The organism is Rhodobacter sp. SGA-6-6, assembly GCF_011043545.1.
GTDB lineage: Bacteria > Pseudomonadota > Alphaproteobacteria > Rhodobacterales > Rhodobacteraceae > Pseudogemmobacter.
Window position 1 is genome coordinate 1 of record NZ_JAAKGP010000021.1, and the last position, 16,868, is coordinate 16,868.

20 protein-coding genes and 4 pseudogenes are annotated in these 16,868 nt (G+C 65.4%); 19 read left to right on the forward strand and 5 right to left on the reverse strand.

Features of this window, described 5'->3' with window-relative positions:
- Positions 1 to 301: 301 nt before the first annotated feature.
- On the reverse strand, positions 302 to 586 hold the full coding sequence (locus G5B31_RS21305) for a hypothetical protein (RefSeq protein WP_240904507.1): 285 nt from the start codon (positions 584 to 586) through the stop codon (positions 302 to 304).
- Here G5B31_RS21305 and G5B31_RS19775 point away from each other — a divergent pair.
- From G5B31_RS19775 to G5B31_RS19785, 3 genes and pseudogenes are all read left to right on the forward strand, one after another.
- A pseudogene (locus G5B31_RS19775) lies at positions 563 to 1,708 on the forward strand (P-loop NTPase fold protein). The gene G5B31_RS21305 and the pseudogene G5B31_RS19775 overlap by 24 nt on opposite strands.
- Positions 1,681 to 2,052: pseudogene (locus G5B31_RS19780) on the forward strand (DUF2493 domain-containing protein); the annotation flags it as partial. The pseudogenes G5B31_RS19775 and G5B31_RS19780, both read left to right, overlap by 28 nt.
- Positions 2,053 to 2,269: 217 nt before the next feature.
- Complete coding sequence (locus G5B31_RS19785) at positions 2,270 to 2,686, forward strand: hypothetical protein (protein WP_165019930.1); 417 nt, start codon at positions 2,270 to 2,272, stop codon at positions 2,684 to 2,686.
- A 28-nt stretch (positions 2,687 to 2,714) separates the two neighbouring features.
- Here the strand turns inward: G5B31_RS19785 and G5B31_RS19790 are convergent, their stop codons facing one another.
- Both G5B31_RS19790 and G5B31_RS19795 read right to left on the reverse strand, forming a co-directional pair.
- Positions 2,715 to 3,251, reverse strand: a complete 537-nt coding sequence (locus tag G5B31_RS19790) for a GNAT family N-acetyltransferase (protein ID WP_165019931.1) — start codon at positions 3,249 to 3,251, stop codon at positions 2,715 to 2,717.
- Positions 3,248 to 3,526 (reverse strand): DUF1778 domain-containing protein, encoded by a 279-nt coding sequence (locus tag G5B31_RS19795; RefSeq protein WP_165019932.1) that lies wholly within the window; start codon positions 3,524 to 3,526, stop codon positions 3,248 to 3,250. Before G5B31_RS19795 ends, G5B31_RS19790 begins: the two co-directional genes overlap by 4 nt.
- Before the next feature lie 821 nt (positions 3,527 to 4,347).
- Here G5B31_RS19795 and G5B31_RS19800 point away from each other — a divergent pair.
- Together G5B31_RS19800 and G5B31_RS19805 are read left to right on the forward strand one after the other, a co-directional pair.
- Positions 4,348 to 4,748 (forward strand): annotated as a pseudogene (locus G5B31_RS19800) (single-stranded DNA-binding protein).
- 463 nt (positions 4,749 to 5,211) lie between these two features.
- Positions 5,212 to 5,424, forward strand: a complete 213-nt coding sequence (locus G5B31_RS19805) for a helix-turn-helix domain-containing protein (RefSeq protein ID WP_240904508.1) — start codon at positions 5,212 to 5,214, stop codon at positions 5,422 to 5,424.
- A gap of 202 nt (positions 5,425 to 5,626) precedes the next feature.
- Here the strand turns inward: G5B31_RS19805 and G5B31_RS19810 are convergent, their stop codons facing one another.
- Both G5B31_RS19810 and G5B31_RS19815 read right to left on the reverse strand, forming a co-directional pair.
- A complete protein-coding gene (locus G5B31_RS19810; protein WP_165019933.1) occupies positions 5,627 to 6,667 on the reverse strand; it encodes an IS110 family transposase in 1,041 nt (346 codons plus the stop codon).
- Positions 6,668 to 6,768: 101 nt separating this feature from the next.
- Positions 6,769 to 7,107, reverse strand: coding sequence for a helix-turn-helix transcriptional regulator (locus G5B31_RS19815; protein WP_149766925.1), 339 nt, complete (start codon positions 7,105 to 7,107; stop codon positions 6,769 to 6,771).
- Between the two features lie 42 nt (positions 7,108 to 7,149).
- Here G5B31_RS19815 and G5B31_RS19820 point away from each other — a divergent pair, with 42 nt between their 5' ends.
- From G5B31_RS19820 to G5B31_RS19880, 14 genes and pseudogenes are all read left to right on the forward strand, one after another.
- A complete protein-coding gene (locus tag G5B31_RS19820; protein WP_165019934.1) occupies positions 7,150 to 7,671 on the forward strand; it encodes a DUF6428 family protein in 522 nt (173 codons plus the stop codon).
- Between the two features lie 5 nt (positions 7,672 to 7,676).
- The gene (locus G5B31_RS19825; protein WP_205912032.1) at positions 7,677 to 8,213 is read left to right on the forward strand and encodes an arsenate reductase ArsC; all 537 of its coding nucleotides are present in this window, start codon (positions 7,677 to 7,679) and stop codon (positions 8,211 to 8,213) included.
- A gap of 9 nt (positions 8,214 to 8,222) precedes the next feature.
- Positions 8,223 to 8,654 carry an arsenate reductase (glutaredoxin) gene (arsC, locus tag G5B31_RS19830; protein WP_149766923.1) on the forward strand — a complete coding sequence of 144 codons (432 nt, stop codon included), beginning with the start codon at positions 8,223 to 8,225 and terminating at the stop codon, positions 8,652 to 8,654.
- Positions 8,655 to 8,668: 14 nt separating this feature from the next.
- Entirely contained in the window at positions 8,669 to 9,760 is a 1,092-nt protein-coding gene (gene arsB, locus G5B31_RS19835; RefSeq protein ID WP_165019935.1) for an ACR3 family arsenite efflux transporter, read from the forward strand.
- On the forward strand, positions 9,757 to 10,953 hold the full coding sequence (locus G5B31_RS19840; RefSeq protein ID WP_240904509.1) for an MFS transporter: 1,197 nt from the start codon (positions 9,757 to 9,759) through the stop codon (positions 10,951 to 10,953). The genes arsB and G5B31_RS19840 overlap by 4 nt, the downstream gene beginning before the upstream one ends.
- A 115-nt stretch (positions 10,954 to 11,068) precedes the next feature.
- Positions 11,069 to 11,314, forward strand: coding sequence for a helix-turn-helix transcriptional regulator (locus G5B31_RS19845; protein ID WP_165019936.1), 246 nt, complete (start codon positions 11,069 to 11,071; stop codon positions 11,312 to 11,314).
- Between the two features lie 129 nt (positions 11,315 to 11,443).
- Positions 11,444 to 11,707, forward strand: coding sequence for a DNA -binding domain-containing protein (locus G5B31_RS19850; protein ID WP_165019937.1), 264 nt, complete (start codon positions 11,444 to 11,446; stop codon positions 11,705 to 11,707).
- Between the two features lie 121 nt (positions 11,708 to 11,828).
- The gene (locus G5B31_RS21540) at positions 11,829 to 12,083 is read left to right on the forward strand and encodes a transcriptional regulator domain-containing protein (protein ID WP_394352149.1); all 255 of its coding nucleotides are present in this window, start codon (positions 11,829 to 11,831) and stop codon (positions 12,081 to 12,083) included.
- 58 nt (positions 12,084 to 12,141) lie between these two features.
- On the forward strand, positions 12,142 to 12,600 hold the full coding sequence (locus G5B31_RS19855) for a DUF2285 domain-containing protein (RefSeq protein ID WP_240904510.1): 459 nt from the start codon (positions 12,142 to 12,144) through the stop codon (positions 12,598 to 12,600).
- 91 nt (positions 12,601 to 12,691) lie between these two features.
- Positions 12,692 to 13,068: pseudogene (locus G5B31_RS19860) on the forward strand (DUF2840 domain-containing protein); the annotation flags it as partial.
- Complete coding sequence (locus G5B31_RS19865; protein WP_165019938.1) at positions 13,065 to 13,613, forward strand: S26 family signal peptidase; 549 nt, start codon at positions 13,065 to 13,067, stop codon at positions 13,611 to 13,613. The pseudogene G5B31_RS19860 and the gene G5B31_RS19865, both read left to right, overlap by 4 nt.
- 69 nt (positions 13,614 to 13,682) lie before the next feature.
- On the forward strand, positions 13,683 to 14,024 hold the full coding sequence (locus tag G5B31_RS19870; protein ID WP_165019939.1) for a DUF736 domain-containing protein: 342 nt from the start codon (positions 13,683 to 13,685) through the stop codon (positions 14,022 to 14,024).
- On the forward strand, positions 14,024 to 14,821 hold the full coding sequence (locus G5B31_RS19875; RefSeq protein WP_205912033.1) for a lytic transglycosylase domain-containing protein: 798 nt from the start codon (positions 14,024 to 14,026) through the stop codon (positions 14,819 to 14,821). Before G5B31_RS19870 ends, G5B31_RS19875 begins: the two co-directional genes overlap by 1 nt.
- 247 nt (positions 14,822 to 15,068) lie before the next feature.
- Positions 15,069 to 16,859: a VirD2 family relaxase/mobilization nuclease gene (locus G5B31_RS19880; protein ID WP_165019941.1), complete on the forward strand. Its 1,791-nt coding sequence runs from the start codon at positions 15,069 to 15,071 to the stop codon at positions 16,857 to 16,859.
- The last annotated feature ends 9 nt before the right edge of the window (positions 16,860 to 16,868 follow it).

Below are 16,868 nucleotides of genomic sequence, written 5' to 3' on the forward strand. Positions count from 1 at the left end.
AGGCGGGGCGCGGCCAGGTCGAGGCCATGAAGGACGACATGTCTGCTGATGGGCGTGAAGGCATGCCTCGAAGAACCCATTGGGTCAGGGGGCACCATATGAAAAGCAGGTCGGGTAAGCTCGTCTGGCGCATGCCCCATCTTCGCGGCGCCGGCCCGCTGATCCCCCAGCTGCGGCATGTGACGGGCTCTACCTCGGCCAGAGTCTTAGCGACGACTCCCCAAGCCAATGACGACTAAACGATCCCTTGGGCTGAACCACACACCTTTCGAAAGCGCGGCCCATAATGGTCAGTCGAGGCCTACCCATGCTGCGTGGTCGCTTGTCTGAAGCAGCCGTTCGACTGGTGGCGCAGCGAAACCCCGGTCATGATGGTATCGACGCCGACAAATTTGCCGTTCGCACTCACTGAGTTTCGCGCACCAACCACACCCTGACCGCTTCGAGCCGAATTATGCCCGACTTCAACGACGCCCCAATCGAAAATCCCGAGCAGGACCGCTTTGGATTTGACCCGTTCGCTCATTCCATCGCTCGCTGCATCCTCGCGCTCAAGCGCCCATTGGGTAGTGTGGTAGCGATCCATGGTCCTTGGGGCTCGGGCAAGAGCAGTGTCATCAACCTCGTTCGCCACCACCTCGCACAGGATCCCAGCGCGCCCGTCGTCGTATCAATCCAAGCATGGTGATACCGGACTGAGGACGCGCTCGCGATAGGCTTTTTTCAAGAGCTCTACGCGACGCTGAGTAAGGAGCTACCCAAGGGCGAGAAAGCCAAGGACGCCTTGGCCAAGCTCGGTGGGCACATTGCTGGCGCCGGCCAGCTCCTGGGGGCTGCGGCAGGTCTTGTGGCGGGATCAGTCGCGGAGGGAGCGGTGAACGCCGTGTCCTCTACTCTCGCCAACTACATCCGTACGGACACGAACACGGAGGCGCTCCAGCGCCATGTGGCGGATGCCTTGAGGGATCAGGACAAGTGTTTCCTTTTCGTCGTCGATGACCTTGATCGACTTACCCCCGACGAAGCGCTGGTGGTACTGCGGCTAATCAAGTCGGTGGACCGACTACCGAACGTGGCCTACCTCTTGTCCTATGACCGGGAGGTGACCGAGAAAGTGGTGGCCAACCGCTATCCGTCCGAAGGCGCGCACTACCTCGAGAAGATTGTGCAGGCCGGGTTCGACTTGCCTGAGCCTGCCCCCATGCACCTTCAGAAGTTGTTCCTCGAACAGATCGAGCCGCTGTTCCTGAAGGATGATGGTGAGAGCTGGCTCGACAGCGACGACACGCACCTCATGAACCTGTTCTTCGAGAGCATCTATCCGGAACTGAGGACGCCGCGAGATGCGGTGCGGCTCGCCAACTCGCTCACTATCACTTGGGGTGCGGTGAGGGGCGAGGTCCACCCTGGCGATTTCGCAGTGCTTGAGGCGCTGCGGCTCTTCCGGCCTGCCGTTTACCGCGCAGTGCGGACATCAAAACACCGCCTCGTCGGTACCAGCGGCAGCGACCGCCAGACCCAGGATCTGGCGAAGGAGTTGGAGGAGCGACTAATCGGCAGCGTGCTATCGCAGGACAGGAAGCGGATCAGAAATGTGCTGATGCGACTCTTCCCTCGGCTTCAGGCCATCTGGTCGAACATGCACTACAGCAGCGAGGAGGCCTGGACCCGCGCCCGGCGCTGCCCGCCGGTCCGAAGATCGTCCTGACCGGCGGTCTCGACTTCAACGATCACCGGCAGATCTGGGACCTGCTCGACAAGGTGCGGGCCAAGTATCCGGACATGGTGCTCCTGCACGGCAAATCGCCGCGGGGTGCCGAGTTCATCGCCTCCCGCTGGGCCGATCACCGCAAGGTGCCGCAGGTCGGCTTCGCGCCGGACTGGACGAAGCACGCCAAGGCCGCACCGTTCAAGCGCAACGACGCGATCCTCGACACCATGCCGCTCGGCGTCATCGTCTTCCCGGGCACCGGGATCCAGGACAACCTTGCCGACAAGGCAAGGAAGCTCGGCCTGCGGGTCTTCGATCGTCGGGGCAGGGGTGGTGCGTAAGCGCCACCTTTCTGCTCTTCAGCCAGGACGACAGGCATCGAACTGCGCAGCGGAATGCTGCGCATCCCCTCCCAAGGGATGCCCGATGCCTTGACGCAATCGCCCTTTCGGGCTCTTTTCAACCCTAGGAAGAACCGGCGAAACAGCTCAGTCGCAGGCGGCGCGTATCCCTGATCGGCCTGTCGTGATCCCCCCAATCCGGACCGCGGAGGCTCCCATGACGCTTATCCTGCTCGCCATTTCCGGCACGATCACCCTTTGCATCATCGCCTGGCATCTGGCGATCTACGCTCTTCCCGTCATGGTCGGCCTGACGGTCTTCCAGGGGATCCATGCGGCCAGCGCGGGAATCGTGCTGGCGGGACTGGGCGCCATCGCCGCCGTGCTGCTGTCGGTCGGCTTCGTCATGGCTGTGATCGGCTTTTCGCGGAACCCCTGGCTCCGGATCGCGGCGCTCAGCCTCTTCGCCGTTCCGGCAGCCATCGCGGGCTACGCGCTGATCCATGGCGTCACGAAGAACGCACTCGATCCCGGCCTTGGGCTGACGCTTCTCAGTGGCGTTGGCGGGCTGGTCGTCGGGGTCGCGGCCATGACCAATCTGAACCCCGTCGGCAGTGCCGCTCCTGCCCGGTAGGCTTGGGCCCCCGGGGGCCAGCCGGTCTTCAGGTGCCCGGCTTTCCGGCCAGCCTCAGCGCTTCGGTGAAGACGCCATAGGGCAGGACCAGCGACAATGGCGCATTCGGCAGTTCGAGCGCGCCATAGGATTTATACCAGTCGGCCGCGCGCTGATCCTTCGCGTCGATCAGGAGCATCGTGCCGCCCACCTGTGCCGAGACCTGGATGCAGCGTTGCGCTGCCAGGATCAGAAGCTGGCCGCCGAGGCCATGTCCCTGACAGTTTGTGCTGACCGCCAGTCGCGCCAGCCGGAAGCCGCCGATCGGATGGCGGCCCGCGCCAGCTGGGCGGGCGGTTGCCGGCACCAGGCTGAATTCGACCTGGGCCGGGCTGAGCGTGTAGAAGCCCCGGACCGTCACCCCGTCGGCCTGATCGACGGCGACATAGGTCTTGGCCGCGCCGCTCTCATGCGCCTGCCGGGCATGGCGCGCGAGAAAATCGTTCAGGTCGGTCTGACCGCAATCGAACCCCTTGCGGTCATGCGCCTTCGAGACGGGTTCTTCCCGCCAAGCGCCGAAGGTCATTTACGGAACGACAGCGCCCTGGCCGCGGCCACGAGGCGCGCGTTCGGCGACGGAGGATTGTCGAGAAGGTCCATCATGAAGCGGGTCTGCTCCTCGTCCAGCGTCAGGCGCTCGGACTTCTCGATCACCGCTTCCGCCGCGATGAGCGCATTGCGCAGCACGAAATCCTTCAGGCTCGTCCGCTCCAGCGCCGCGGCCCGCATGAGCCGGGCCTTCTCGGCGGGCGGGATCTGCATCGGGAAGCGGCTGGTGTTCTCTGTGGCGGCTCTGGGCATCTGGCAATCCTCCGGCATGATTCAATATGGCGATCTCGGTTCGTCGAGTCAACGATGGTTCATTGAAAGCACATTGGGCGCTGATTGGGTCAGGCCACTTGATCGATCATGTCGCTTCAAAGGCGGGTGACACCTGCGGGCGATCCCAAGAGGGCGCATCGCACCACCGGATCGACCCGGCGGCTGCGCTTTGGTGTCTTCGGGGCCCCGAGCAGGGCGGGCAGGTCGACAGGCGATGCCCGTCCCTTTCTGGCTCGTGGCCCGGCGGGAAGTTCATGTTCGGCAAATCTCGGGAAGGGCCGATAGCGATCCCGCCGACGCCGGTCAGGTTCCGTTGTCAGCGCGCGCGGACCTGCACCTTCACGCCCTTGCCGCAAGACTGGACCTCCTCGGCCGGGCAGCAGGTGGCAGTGCAATTCAACATCCTGCATGCGGTTGCCTCTCTTGCGCATCCCGGCCTGTCCCGGGCGGGCGCTTTGGATGGTCGGGTGAAGGGCAGGGTGATCGGCCTCCCGAAGTGGCATGCGACGGGTCCAACCCGATGTTGCCGACAAGGATGATGCCCTGCATCCGTCTCCGCCGGGCTTTCGGCGGAAAGACCATCCCTCATCCTTGGCGAACCCCTAAGTCCGTGCCGTTTCCACCAGCAACCCCCGCGGCTCCGGGCCGTGTTGGCGCGTGCCGCGCCTGCCCGCACCACCCCGGGTCTTGGGGGGCAGGCTGCCGCCGAAGGGGCGGCAGTGCGGGTGTCTCCAGACGGCCTTTTTCCGGGGCTCGTCGGAGGGACGGTCCCTCCGGCTCGAAGCAACGGAGACTTGAAAATGCAGAACATCGTCCTTCTCGCCGGCAACATCGGCCAGGATCCCGAGACCGGCAGCACCCAGGGCGGCACCAAGATCACCCACTTCACCCTCGCCACCTCGCGCGCCCGCTACTCGGACGGCCAGGTCCTGCGCGACGAGAAGGGCTACCGGGTGCAGGACACCGAATGGCACCGCATCACCTGCTTCAACGGCCTCGGCAAGACGGTCCAGCAGCATTGTGGCAAGGGCATGAAGGTCATGGTGCGCGGCCGCATCCACTACACAAGTGGACCGACGCCGCCGGGGGCGACCGCTACGGCTGCGAGATCATCGCCGAACAGGTGGACTTCCTGAGCCGGGCCAAGGCGACCGAGACCGATCACGGGAAGTTCATCGACGACGACGACATCCCGCTCTGATCGGGAGGCCCGGAAACCCGGCGGCTGAAGCCGCCGGGTTTTCCCATGCTCGCACCGGATCGCCCCCGGCGGCGCAGGATTTCCGGCCGGATCGACCAGGCAGAAATCCTTACGAAAGGGGGGCACGCCACCCCTCTCAAACTCTCCCCATGAAGGAGGGGGGCACGCCCCTTCCTTCAAACTACCTTCCCAAACCCATCGTCCTCTCCCATCTTCCACGACTTGTGGTCCACCAAAGTCCATTGCCGCGAACGGAAGGCGAGGTGTGGGGCGAATCGGGAAAGCGATGTGATGAGGCCGGAAGGTGCCCACGCACCGATTTTGGCTCGATTTACTGCGGCAATACGACTTCTCTATTCGGATCGCGTCACATGCGCGACCGCGAACTCGGCGCCGCAGCGTTGATACATATTATAGTTGATAAACTTAAAGTATGTAAATCGCGATCTTCCCGCGCATGGACATGCGCAAACTGGTCGGCCGGAATCTTGCCCGCCTGCGTCGGGAGAGAGGCCTGACGCAGGAGGAACTGGAAGTGCGCTCTGGCCTCAGTCAGCAGTATCTCAGCAGCCTGGAACGCGGGCGACGCAACCCGACTGTCATCACGCTCTACGAGATCGCGCAGGCGCTCGAGGTCAGTCACGTCGAACTTGTCAAACCAGATGACCAAGACTGAAGAGCACTCCCGCGAGGATCACGCTTCTCTTCGAGGTCGGCACATGGCCGCCACAGGATGGGATCAGAGGAGCCGACGGAACAATCTATAATGCGACATCGCAGCGGTAGTCTGCAGCGGTCAAGTCGTATTTGCGCACTCGCCGTCCCCCGTCCCCTCGCGGGGAGGTGCTTCGGTCAGGAATCCCCTGGCCGAACTCGTGTCATGGGGAGGCAGGCTGCCGCCGTTCACCCCAGTCGAATTCTGTTCCATCAATCCACATGCGATGCAGGATCACCGCGATCTTCCGCGCAAGCGCAACGACAGCCTTCTTGCGGCCGCGCCGCCGGGCCACCTGCATGGCCCAGGCCTTCAGTGCTGACCACCGCTTTACTCTTGCCAGCAGGACCTGCGCAGCCTCGTAAAGCAGGCTGCGCATCATGGCGTCGCCCCATCGGGAGATCCGGCCTGTTCGGTCGACATCGCCGGATTGGTGCTTGCGGGGCGTCAGGCCGAAATGGGCACCAACCGTCCTGGACCGGATGAAACGCGAAGGAACGTCCACGGTGGCACGGAAGGTCAATGCGACCATCGGGCCGACGCCGGGCACCGTCATGAAACGCCGTGTCAGCTCATCTTCCCGCGCTAGGCGAACAAGCAGGTCATCGAGGCGAAGAAACTGTTCCCACAACCCGCGTCTCGCCAGGAGCAGGGCATCCGAAACCCCATGCAATATGGTGTTCTCGGTCAGTTCGCGAACGCGCGACTCGAAGTCCCTCTTCGTGACCCTGCCGATCTCATAGCCGAAATCGCGGATCACTCCCCGGATTTCGTTCTCGACATCCTGCAACTTGTTCCGCAGCAACTGACGGGCGGCGAGGACGGCTCGCAGGCGGCGGCTGGTCGCCGTCTTGACGTGGACGGGTTTGAACAAGCCAACCCGCATCATCTGTGCGATCCCTCGCGCATCATGCCGATCGGTCTTGTTCAACTGCGCCGCCAGCGCCGCCTTCATGTGGCGGGTTTCAACGCAGACCGCTGCAAGGTCTGCCTCGACGAGTCCGCTGTAGATGTGTTGCGACAGCATACCGGCTTCCAGGCCGATGCGGACGACAGAAAATGGCAACGCCAGGATGTGACGCACGATGTCGTCTGGATTTGACGAGAGCTTGGCTTCATGGACGACCTTGCCGTCCCCGTTTACCGCGCAGAGGTTGACGCTCCGAGCCGAGACGTCCAGGCCGATGAAGTGATCTTCAGGCATACCGAACCCTCCAGAATCAAGGACCGGTACTTCTCTTAGCCAATCTCTGGCGTCCTTTGTAAACTACGGCCAATTTAGTCGTCCCGCCGATGACGAGAGCGCTACGCGCAGGAACTTTGGCAAATCGACGTGTCGGTCTCGACACAACGTCCGATTTGCCCGGCGCAGCAGTCTTCCATCAGAAACCGCACCAGACCGTTCAGCGCCTCGAAATCGACGCTGTAGAGGATCGACCGGCTTTCCCGGCGGGCGTTCACCAGTCCTGCGCGTTCCAGTTCCTTGACGTGGAAGCTCACGTTTGAGGCGCTCACTCCCGCCTGGTCCGCGATTACCCCGGCGGCCAGTCCTTCGGGACCGGCAACGACCAGCAGCCGCAGGATGCGCAGGCGGGTTTCCTGTGACAGAGCCCCGAAGGCAGCGAGGGCTTGACGCTCTTCCATATTTCTACAATCCTAAAAGTGTCGAATCAAAAGGTATCGCAGATGACCATCCAAGGCAACCTCGGCGCGCTGACCGGCGCGGTCGACCCGGAAGACATTACCATCGGTGAGCTGCTGGCGGCGCTGGACGGCGCAGCCGATCTGCCACTGGTGTTCAGCTATGACGGCCAGGACGTGAAGCCCGGCTACCACGTCACCGAAGTCAAGGCGGGCCGCTTCGAGGCGCTGGACTGCGGCGCGAACCCGGAAAGCTGGACCGAGATCTTCATCCAGCTCTGGGACGTGAACGAGGACCGCGCCCATATGCCTGCGGGCAAGTTCATGAAGATCATCGGCAAGGTGATCGAGCACGTCGGTCTGGATCGCGGCGCGAAGCTGACCTTCGAGGTCAGCGACGGGGTGCAGCCGATGCAGCTTCACCGGGCCGCGCTGCCCCGGATCGAGGGCGGGCAGGTCCGCGTAGCGCTCTCGCCGCGCCCAGCAAGCTGCAAGCCCCGCGACCGCTGGCTTCAGGAGCAGAACAGCTGCCCGGCCCCGTCCGGCGCCCAACCCTGCTGCGGGTGATCGCCATGTCCGAGCAATCCTCGCGCGTGTTCAACGTGCTGTTCCTTTGCACCGGCAACTCGGCGCGGTCGATCGTCGCCGAAAGCGTCTTGCGCCAGGACGGCGGCGGGCGCTTCCGGGCCTTCTCGGCCGGAAGCCATCCGAAGGCGGAAGTCCATCCGACCGCCTTGCAGGTGCTGGAGAACTTCCACTACCCGACCGATGGCCTGCGCTCGAAGAGCTGGGACGAGTTCGCCCGCCCGGACGCGCCGGTGATGGATTTCGTGTTCACCGTTTGCGACAACGCGGCCGGGGAGGTCTGCCCGTTCTGGCCGGGCCAGCCGATGACGGCGCATTGGGGGATCGAAGACCCCGCCGCTGCGACCGGCACCGAGCTTGAGCGCAAAATGGCCTTCGTCAATGCGCTGCGCTACATGAAAGCGCGGATCGCGGCCTTTTCCTCGCTGCCGGTGGCCTCGCTGGATCGGTCGAGCCTTGCGACCAAGCTCCGCGAGATCGGCCAGGCCGAGGGCGCGACCCGGCCCCGGCCGGATGTGGCGTGAGGGCGGATCATGGATGTCGTGATCTACCACAACCCCGACTGCGGCACGTCCAGGAATACCCTCGGCCTGATCCGCAACGCTGGCGTCGAGCCGCATGTGATCGAGTATCTGAAATGCCCGCCAGGCCGGGAACTGCTGGTGCAACTCATTGCCCGCATGGGACTGACCGCCCGCGATCTGCTGCGTGAGAAGGGAACGCCCTATGCCGAGCTTGGCCTCGTCGATCCGGCGCTGAGCGAGGATCAGCTTCTGGATGCGATGATGGCGCACCCGGTCCTCATCAACCGGCCCATCGTGGTCAGCCCCAAGGGGGTGCGGCTCTGCCGCCCGTCCGAGGCGGTGCTGGACCTTCTGCCCCCGCAACTGGCTGCGTTCTCGAAAGAGGACGGGGAAGCCGTGGTGGGGGCCGACGGCCTCCGCGTGACGCCCGCAGCATCCTGACCGGAGATCAGCCCATGACCGCCCTCGCGCCGCCTTCGCGGCTCTCGTTCCTCGACCGCTGGCTGACGCTGTGGATCTTCGCCGCAATGGCGCTTGGTATCGCGCTTGGCTCGATCTTTCCCGGCCTGCCGGTCGCGCTCGATGCGCTCTCGGTCGGCACCACCAACATTCCCATCGCCATCGGCCTGATCCTGATGATGTATCCGCCGCTTGCGAAAGTCCGATACGAGGAACTGCCGCGCGTGTTCTCCGACAGGCGGGTGCTGGTGCTGTCGCTGGTGCAGAACTGGATCATCGGGCCGGTGCTGATGTTCGCGCTGGCGGTGATCTTCCTGCGCGATCACCCGGAATACATGACCGGCCTGATCCTGATCGGGCTGGCGCGCTGCATCGCCATGGTGCTGGTCTGGAACCAGCTCGCACGAGGCGACGGCCAGTATGTCGCGGCGCTGGTCGCCTTCAACTCGGTGTTCCAGATCCTGTTCTTCTCCACCTATGCGTGGTTTTTCCTCTCGGTCCTGCCGCCGCTGTTCGGGCTGGAAGGCAGCGTGATCGACGTGAGTTTCTGGACCATCACCGAAGCGGTGCTGATCTATCTCGGCATCCCCTTTGCAGCCGGGTTCCTCACCCGGCGCATCCTGATCGCGCGCAAGGGCGAGGGCTGGTATGAGACCGCCTTCCTGCCTCGCATCGGCCCGATCACGCTGGCGGCGCTGCTGTTCACCATCGTCGCCATGTTCAGCCTGAAGGGCGGCGACGTGGTGCGCCTGCCGGCGGACGCCCTGCGGATCGCGGTGCCGCTGGCGCTCTACTTCGTCATCCAGTTCCTCGTCAGCTTTGCTATGGGACGGCTGATCGAGGCCGACTATCCCCGCACCACCGCCATCGCCTTCACGGCGGCGGGCAACAATTTCGAGCTGGCGATTGCCGTCGCCATCGCCGCCTTCGGCCTGGCCTCCCCGGTCGCCTTCGCGGCGGTGATCGGGCCGCTGGTCGAGGTGCCTGCGCTGATCCTGCTGGTGCATGTCGCCTTGCGGCTGGGTGCCCGATGGTTTCCAGAGGACGTGAAGGCCCGCGAGGCGGCGGATATGGCGAAGGCAGGATGACAGCCACGGGTATGCCGGACGCCCGGCGCTGGCCGGTAATCTCGGCCCTGGGGATCGTCCAGATTTTCGCCTGGGGCAGCTCCTACTACCTGCTGGCGGTGTTCGCTTCCCCCATCGCCGCCGATACGGGCTGGTCGCTGTCGTGGATCGTCGGCGGCCTCTCCCTCGGCCTGTTCGTCGCCGGTATGGCCTCGCCGCGTGTGGGCGAGGCGATCCGGCACCATGGCGGCAAGCCCGTGCTGGCGCTTTCCGCCCTCCTGCTGGCGGCGGGGCTGCTGATCCTCGCCACCGCGCCGGTGCTGCCGGTGTTCATCGCCGGATGGATCGTCCTCGGGATCGGGATGGGGGCGGGTCTCTATGACGCGGCTTTCGCCACGCTTGGGGGCATCTACGGGCGCGAGGCCCGATCCGCGATCACCACGCTGACCCTCTGGGGCGGCTTCGCCAGCACGGTCTGCTGGCCGCTGTCGGCGCTGTTCATCGAGCATCTGGGCTGGCGCTGGTCCTGCGTCGCCTATGCGGCAATCCAGCTCGGGATATGCCTGCCGCTGATCCTGTTCGTCCTGCCGGGCAACGGCCGCGCAGCTCCCACCCCCGAAGATCGGCGTGGCGCGATCCCGCATTCCGGCCCGGAGCGGCGGGCCTTCCTGACCATGATGGCGATCATGGTGCTTGCCGGTCTCACCGTCACCATCGTTTCCGTCCATCTGCTGACCATGCTGCAAGGCCGTGGCCTGTCCCTGGCCGAAGCTGTCGCCCTGGGAGCCTTGATCGGCCCAGCCCAAGTGACGGCACGGCTGGTCGAAATGGCGAGCGGCGGGCGGCATCACCCGATCTGGACGCTGGCCGCAGCAGCGGGCCTGTCTGCCGTGGGTCTGGTCATGCTGGCCCTCGGGCTGCCGCTCGTCGGGGCCGCCATCTTCCTCTATGCGGCCGGAAACGGCATCTTCTCGATTGCCAGGGGCGCGCTGCCGCTGGCCCTGTTCGGGGCGGATCGCTACGCGCCGGTGATGGGAAGGCTGGCGCGGCCTTCGCTGATCGCGCAGGCCATGGCCCCTACGATCGGGGCGGTCTTGCTTTCGGTTTGGGGAAGCGACGGGACATTAACGGCGATAGCAGCAGTGGCTGTTGCAAATCTGGGATTAGCCATTCTGCTGTGGAGATATTGCCTTCCCCGAAGCGCGCATAATTGAAGTTATTGGCGCCTTCACGAGATTGACGGCATGGGCTTCTGCGGAACCCGAATACCCCATCTATAATAGCCGTAGTTGTAGCGAGTGAATCCTGAACTGGGGGAGGTGATCATGCATGATCACTTCTCATCAGACGCGGGCTGCGCGTGCATTGCTGGGCTGGACCCAGGAAATGCTCGCCGACAAGGCCAGGGTTTCGCTCACCGCGCTGAAGCGGCTGGAGTCCGTCAATGATCTGCGCGTCTTCGAGACCACAGCCGACAATGTCCGCAGGGCGCTGGAGGACGCCGGTATCGCCTTCATCGACTCCGGCTCGCATATCGGGGTGATGCTGGATGTCTCGCGCCGGACAAATCGCTAGTCCGCAATTCCGGTCTGTCGCAAAAGGCGCGCGCTGGAACAATTCGGTTTATCGTCATTTACCGATCACGAGTTTGCGATATGGTGCGGTGCGCCTGCCCGGAAGAGGCAGGCCGCAGGGAGACAAGGTATGACCGCCCCCCGTTTCCGCGACGACGCCCCGTCCGGCGACACGCTGACGGACTACGACCGTGCGCATCTCAAGCTCTACCTCCGCCTCCTGGATGCGGAAGCCGATGGGGCGGACTGGCGGGAGGCGGTCGAAATCTTGTTCGGGGTCAATCCTGTTCTGGAACCCGAGCGGGCGCGCCGGATGCACGACACGCATCTCGCCCGCGCGCATTGGATGAGCGAGCACGGCTACAAGATCCTGCGTCGCGCCGATCCATCGTAGCGCATCGCGTTGCCGGCAGGGCAAGGCGCGTTGCGGCGGCGAGGGGTTACCCCTTTGCGAGAATCATCTCAAAGTCATTCGCGCTTAACGTGTGTATCCCAGTTGTGCCGGAGAATAAGCCATGAGGCCCGATACGTCGCGCTGGCGCGCCCAATCCTCTTATGACTTCGTCGACCGTGCTCCTGTGGATCATCTGGCCTGGGAATGTCTTCGCCGAAACCACGATTACCAGCAGGACTATGCCGAACTGCACCGGCAAGGCAGCCTCGAGCAACCGCTCCCCGATCGGATGAAGGACCGCTGGGGGCTTCGATTTCGCGGCCCGGCCACGCCTCTCCGCGCGCGATCAGGCGGTGCTCTGGTCAGAGAATGCTGATACTGCCGTCCTGCGGCTGGTGAGTGGAATTCCTTTGCCCACCGAAGGGGTTACGACATTGCGCGCCTTTCTCGGCGGCGAGATGCGCCTCGGGCCGGAAGACATGCATGTCCTCCTGCGCGACATGGGAGCCGGCGTCCATCTGGTCGCCGATGCCCGGCTTCATCCCGACGCCCCGCTCGCGGTCTGCGTCCCGCTCGACCACGATGGCCTCGACCGCCTCATGGCACTCGACCGGCTTCTGCGCCATCTCAACGGCTACAGGATTCCCGCGGACCAGCGAGTCACTCACCAGCAACGCCGACGCCTGAAGCGGATGCTGCAGGCGGTCGACAGTCGACAGGAAGGCGCGGGTCAGCGGGAGATCGCCGAAATCCTCTTTGGCAAGGGGCGCGTTGCCGCCGAGCATTGGCCGACATTCTCGCTGCGTGATGCCGTCCGCGACCTCCTCGGCGACGGCGCGGCGATGATTGCCGGCGGCTACCGCAAGCTTCTCCGCTTCCGACGCAAGCCGTGAGGCGGCCTTACGCCCTGGGGAAATTCGATCCCCCCTGAATTCCCCCTCCGTCCGCGCCCGGCTTCTTCGCCACCCTTGCCTCGTATTCGCTATCCTCGACCGTCACAGCCGCCTGGTCGGCTTCGCGCCGGGCAGCATCTTTGCCCTCGTTCGCTGGGCCTCGAACGACTACGGCACGGTCCTCTCGCGCATCGACATCCTGCGTGCCATCGGGCGAGCCGAGCCGTCCAGACGCATCCCGTCGTCCGGCCAGGCGGTGAACTGCTGCTCAAGCTCAACGGCTGGCCGGTGGTCGAGCGCGTGCTTCACCGCGTCGATGCCATCGAAGCGCTCGGCATCGAGCCGGCAGAGGTAGCGCCGGACTACTGGCGGCACGTCCACAACCGGCTGAGTGCAGGCGCTGAGCCGCGCGCCTATGGCCGCGACCAGCATCGCGCCTGGATCGCGCGGCGGAGCATCCTGTCATGACCCGGCGCCGTCTCACACTCGCCGTCATGCTCGCGGGTGCCTTGCTGATCGCGGCTCCTGACGTCACGAGCCATGCGCCGCGACTGGTCTGGAACGCCTCCGCCAGCGCCCCGGTTGGACTCTACGCCGCCACCCCGATCACCTCACTTGAAGTCGGCGATCTCGTCGCGGTCACGCCGCCCGACGACCTCGCCATCTTCCTCGCCGAACGCGGATATCTGCCGCGCGGCGTGCCGCTGATCAAGCGCGTGCTCGCACTGCCCGGCACCGAGGTGTGCCGGTCCGGCACGACGATCCTCGCGCATGGCCGCGCCTGGGGCGAGGCGCAGGCGCGCGACCGGCTCGGCCGCGATCTGCCCCGATGGCAGGGCTGCCGGGGGATCGCTGCGCGCGAGCTTTTCCTGATGAACTGGGACGCCCCGGACAGCCTCGACGGTCGTTACTTCGGGCCGCTTCCGATCACCTCCATCACTGCCCGTCTGTCGCCGATCTGGACTGATCGTGACGGCGACAGGCGCTTCGAATGGTGGGCGCAGATGCGGTGAGCGCCCAGCCTTCGGCCCGCGCCGCGCGCAGCGGCCGTCATCCTCACCGCGCAAGAAAGGACCAGACCCATGCCCCAGATTGGCGAGTTCACCCGCAGCGAGACCGGCTTCAGCGGCCGCATCCAGACCTTCGTGCTCGATGTCGGCGTCAACTTCGTGCCCATCGAGCCGTCGGACGCCGAGAATGCCCCCGACTATCGGTTGCATCTCGGCGACGATGATGCCGCGCCGGAAGTCGGCGCGGCCTGGAAGCGCACTGGCGAGAAAGCCGGCGAATACCTCTCGGTACTGATCGACGATCCGGCGCTGCCGCATCCGATCCGCGCCAATCTGTTCCAGAACGGTGCCGATCCGGCCTCCTGGTCGCTGCACTGGAACCGCCAGCCGAAGCGCGACGGGAAGGAGGGATGATGCGGCTGCACTGCCCCCGGCGATATCCTGCATCTGCGTCCGGGCGGTCTCGCGCCGCCCGGCGCCTCGCTTCCTTTCTCCTTTCCGGCCTAGGCTTTGCCGTCACGCCGACCGTCGCTGTGCTGGCTCAGGACGTGCGACTTGCGGTATCGCCGGTGTCCGATCCCGCCGCCGCGCATGTGGCGGAAGCCGCGCTGCGCTTCGGCATTCCCGAGCCCTGGATCCGCGCCGTCCTGCAGGTCGAAAGCGGTGGCAACCGCACCGCCGTGTCTTCGGCGGGCGCAATGGGTCTGATGCAGATCATGCCCGAAACTTGGGCGGAGCTGCGTATCCAGCATAGGCTCGGCGAGGATCCGTTCGAGCCGCGCGACAACATCCTCGCCGGTGCCGCCTATCTGCGCGAGATGTTCGACCGCTACGGCAACATCGGTGCGATGCTGGCCGCCTACAATGCCGGTCCCGCGCGCTATGACGAATACCTTGGCTATGACGAATACCTTGCCGGGACGCGCGAACTACCCGCGGAAACCCGTGCCTATGTCGCCACGCTCGCTCCGCTTCTCGGCGGTGATCCGCTGCTATCCGGCGCTCTCGCCGCCGCATTGCCACCCGCCGATTGGCGCGAAGCATCGCTGTTCGTCGCGCGTTTCGATGGCACGGCGACAGGGCCGGACAGTCATCCCGAACGCGGTGCGGACAGCACCGTAGCGGCACCGGCAGTCCCGGCGCATCCGCATGCTCTCGCGCCTTCCGGGGAGTTGCTCGTCGCGCGATCCCGGCCCGAGGACGCGCCATGACCAGGATCGCAGGATGTCGTGGCGCAGCGGCAAGCGGGAAAGGAAGGCGGGAAGGACGGGTCGCGGCGGTGCTCGCGACAGAAGGAGGGCGAGATAAAAGCGCCTGCCACGAACGCCGCAAGCCTCTGACGAGGCTCGGCTTTTCGTGCGCAGGCGGGTCGGTCGTGCGCAAAGAGCGCAGTTTTTCGCAACAAATTCAATGGTCCCGCGTGGGATGCGCCCCGTCAGGCCTTTCAGGAGCGTTGCGGTGAGCGAGTTCGAACACGAATTCCGCATCCGCCCTGGCAAGCCGCGTTCGACCCGCGCGCCGCGCACGAAGAGCTTCGTCAACCAGGTGCTGCGTGCCGCCCAGAAAGCGGGACATGTTCCGCCCTCGACGAAATCCGGGCACACCACCGCCAGCCAATCGATCGCCTGGGGGCGTTCGAGCTTCGGCCGCGGCCAGGGAAAGTTCAGCCGATCGCGCTTGTTCAGTCCCAACCGCCGCGTCGTGGTCAAGGCGCGGATCGCCCGGCACAAAGGCAAGGCGTTTCGCACCGCGCCAATGGCGAAACATCTCTCGTATCTGAAGCGCGAAGGCGTCAGCCGGGACGGAGAGAAGGGCGTGATGTTCGACGCCGGGAACGATCGCGCCGACGACCTCGGCTTCGCGAGCCGTTGCGCGGATGACCGGCACCATTTCCGCTTCATCATCTCGCCCGAGGACGCCGGCGACATGGCCGATCTGCCGGGTTTCACCCGCGATCTCGTCCGCCAGATGGAGGCCGATCTTGGCACGCGGCTGGACTGGGTGGCGGTGGATCACTGGAACACCGACAATCCGCATGTCCACCTGCTGGTGCGCGGCGTGGATCAGGCCGGCGCCGACCTTGTGATCTCGCGCGACTATATCGGCAGCGGATTGCGCTCGCGGGCGGATGACCTGGTCTCCATCGAGCTTGGGCCGAAGCAGGAGCATGAAATCCGCGCCGCGCTCCAGCGCGAGGTGACGGTGGAGCGCTGGACCCGGCTCGACCGCGAGATCCAGTATCAGGCCGATGATCTTGGCATGATCGACCTGCGCCCGCAGGCGAAGGGGCTGGCGGACCCGGAGCTTCGCCGGCTGATGATCGGCCGGCTCCAGCATCTTGAGAAGATGGGTCTCGCCGCCGAGGGCGGGCCGGGCGAGTGGATGGTCGGGCCGGGCGCGGAACGGACCCTGCGCGATCTCGGGATGCGTGGCGACATCATCAAGACCATGCACCGCGCCTTCACCGAGCGTGGGCAGGATCGCGGCTTCTCCGACTTCGTGATCGATGCCGCCCGCGACCGGCCGCCCCTCATCGGCCGGCTGGTCGACCGGGGCCTCCATGACGAATTGACCGGCGAAGCCTATGCGGTGATCGACGGCACCGACGGGCGCGCCCATCACGTGCGGCTACGCGGCATCGAGGCCTTTGACCATGCGCCACCGATCGGCGGCATCGTCGAGGTCCGCCGCTTCGGGGAACCGGAGGAGGCCCGCCCGACGCTGGTCCTCGCCAACCGTTCCGACCTCGACCTTCAGAGCCAGATCGCCGCGCCGGGTGCGACCTGGCTCGACCATCGTCTGGTCGAGCGCGACCCGATGCCGCTCGCCATGGGTGGTTTCGGGCGGGAGGTCCGCGCGGCGATGGATGCGCGTGCCGAACATCTTGCCGACGAGGGCCTCGCCAGTCGCCAGGGCCAGCGCCTCGTCTTCCAGCGCAATCTGCTGGCGACGCTCCGGCGTCGCGAACTGGATGCGGCGGGTGAACAGCTCTCGGCCGAGACCGGCCTTCCGCATCTGAAAGCCCAGGCCGGGGACTATGTCGCCGGCACTTGCCGCCGCCAGCTTGCGCTCTCCTCCGGCCGCTTCGCGATGATCGAGGGACTTGGCCCTGACGGCGGGTTGGGCTTCCGGCTCGTACCCTGGTCACGCGAGATCGACAGCAAGCTCGGCGAGCATGTTGCCGGCGCCGTCCGAACGGGCGGCGGCATCGACTGGTCGCTCAGCCGCAAGCGCGACCTCGGCCTCTGACGAAAGGAT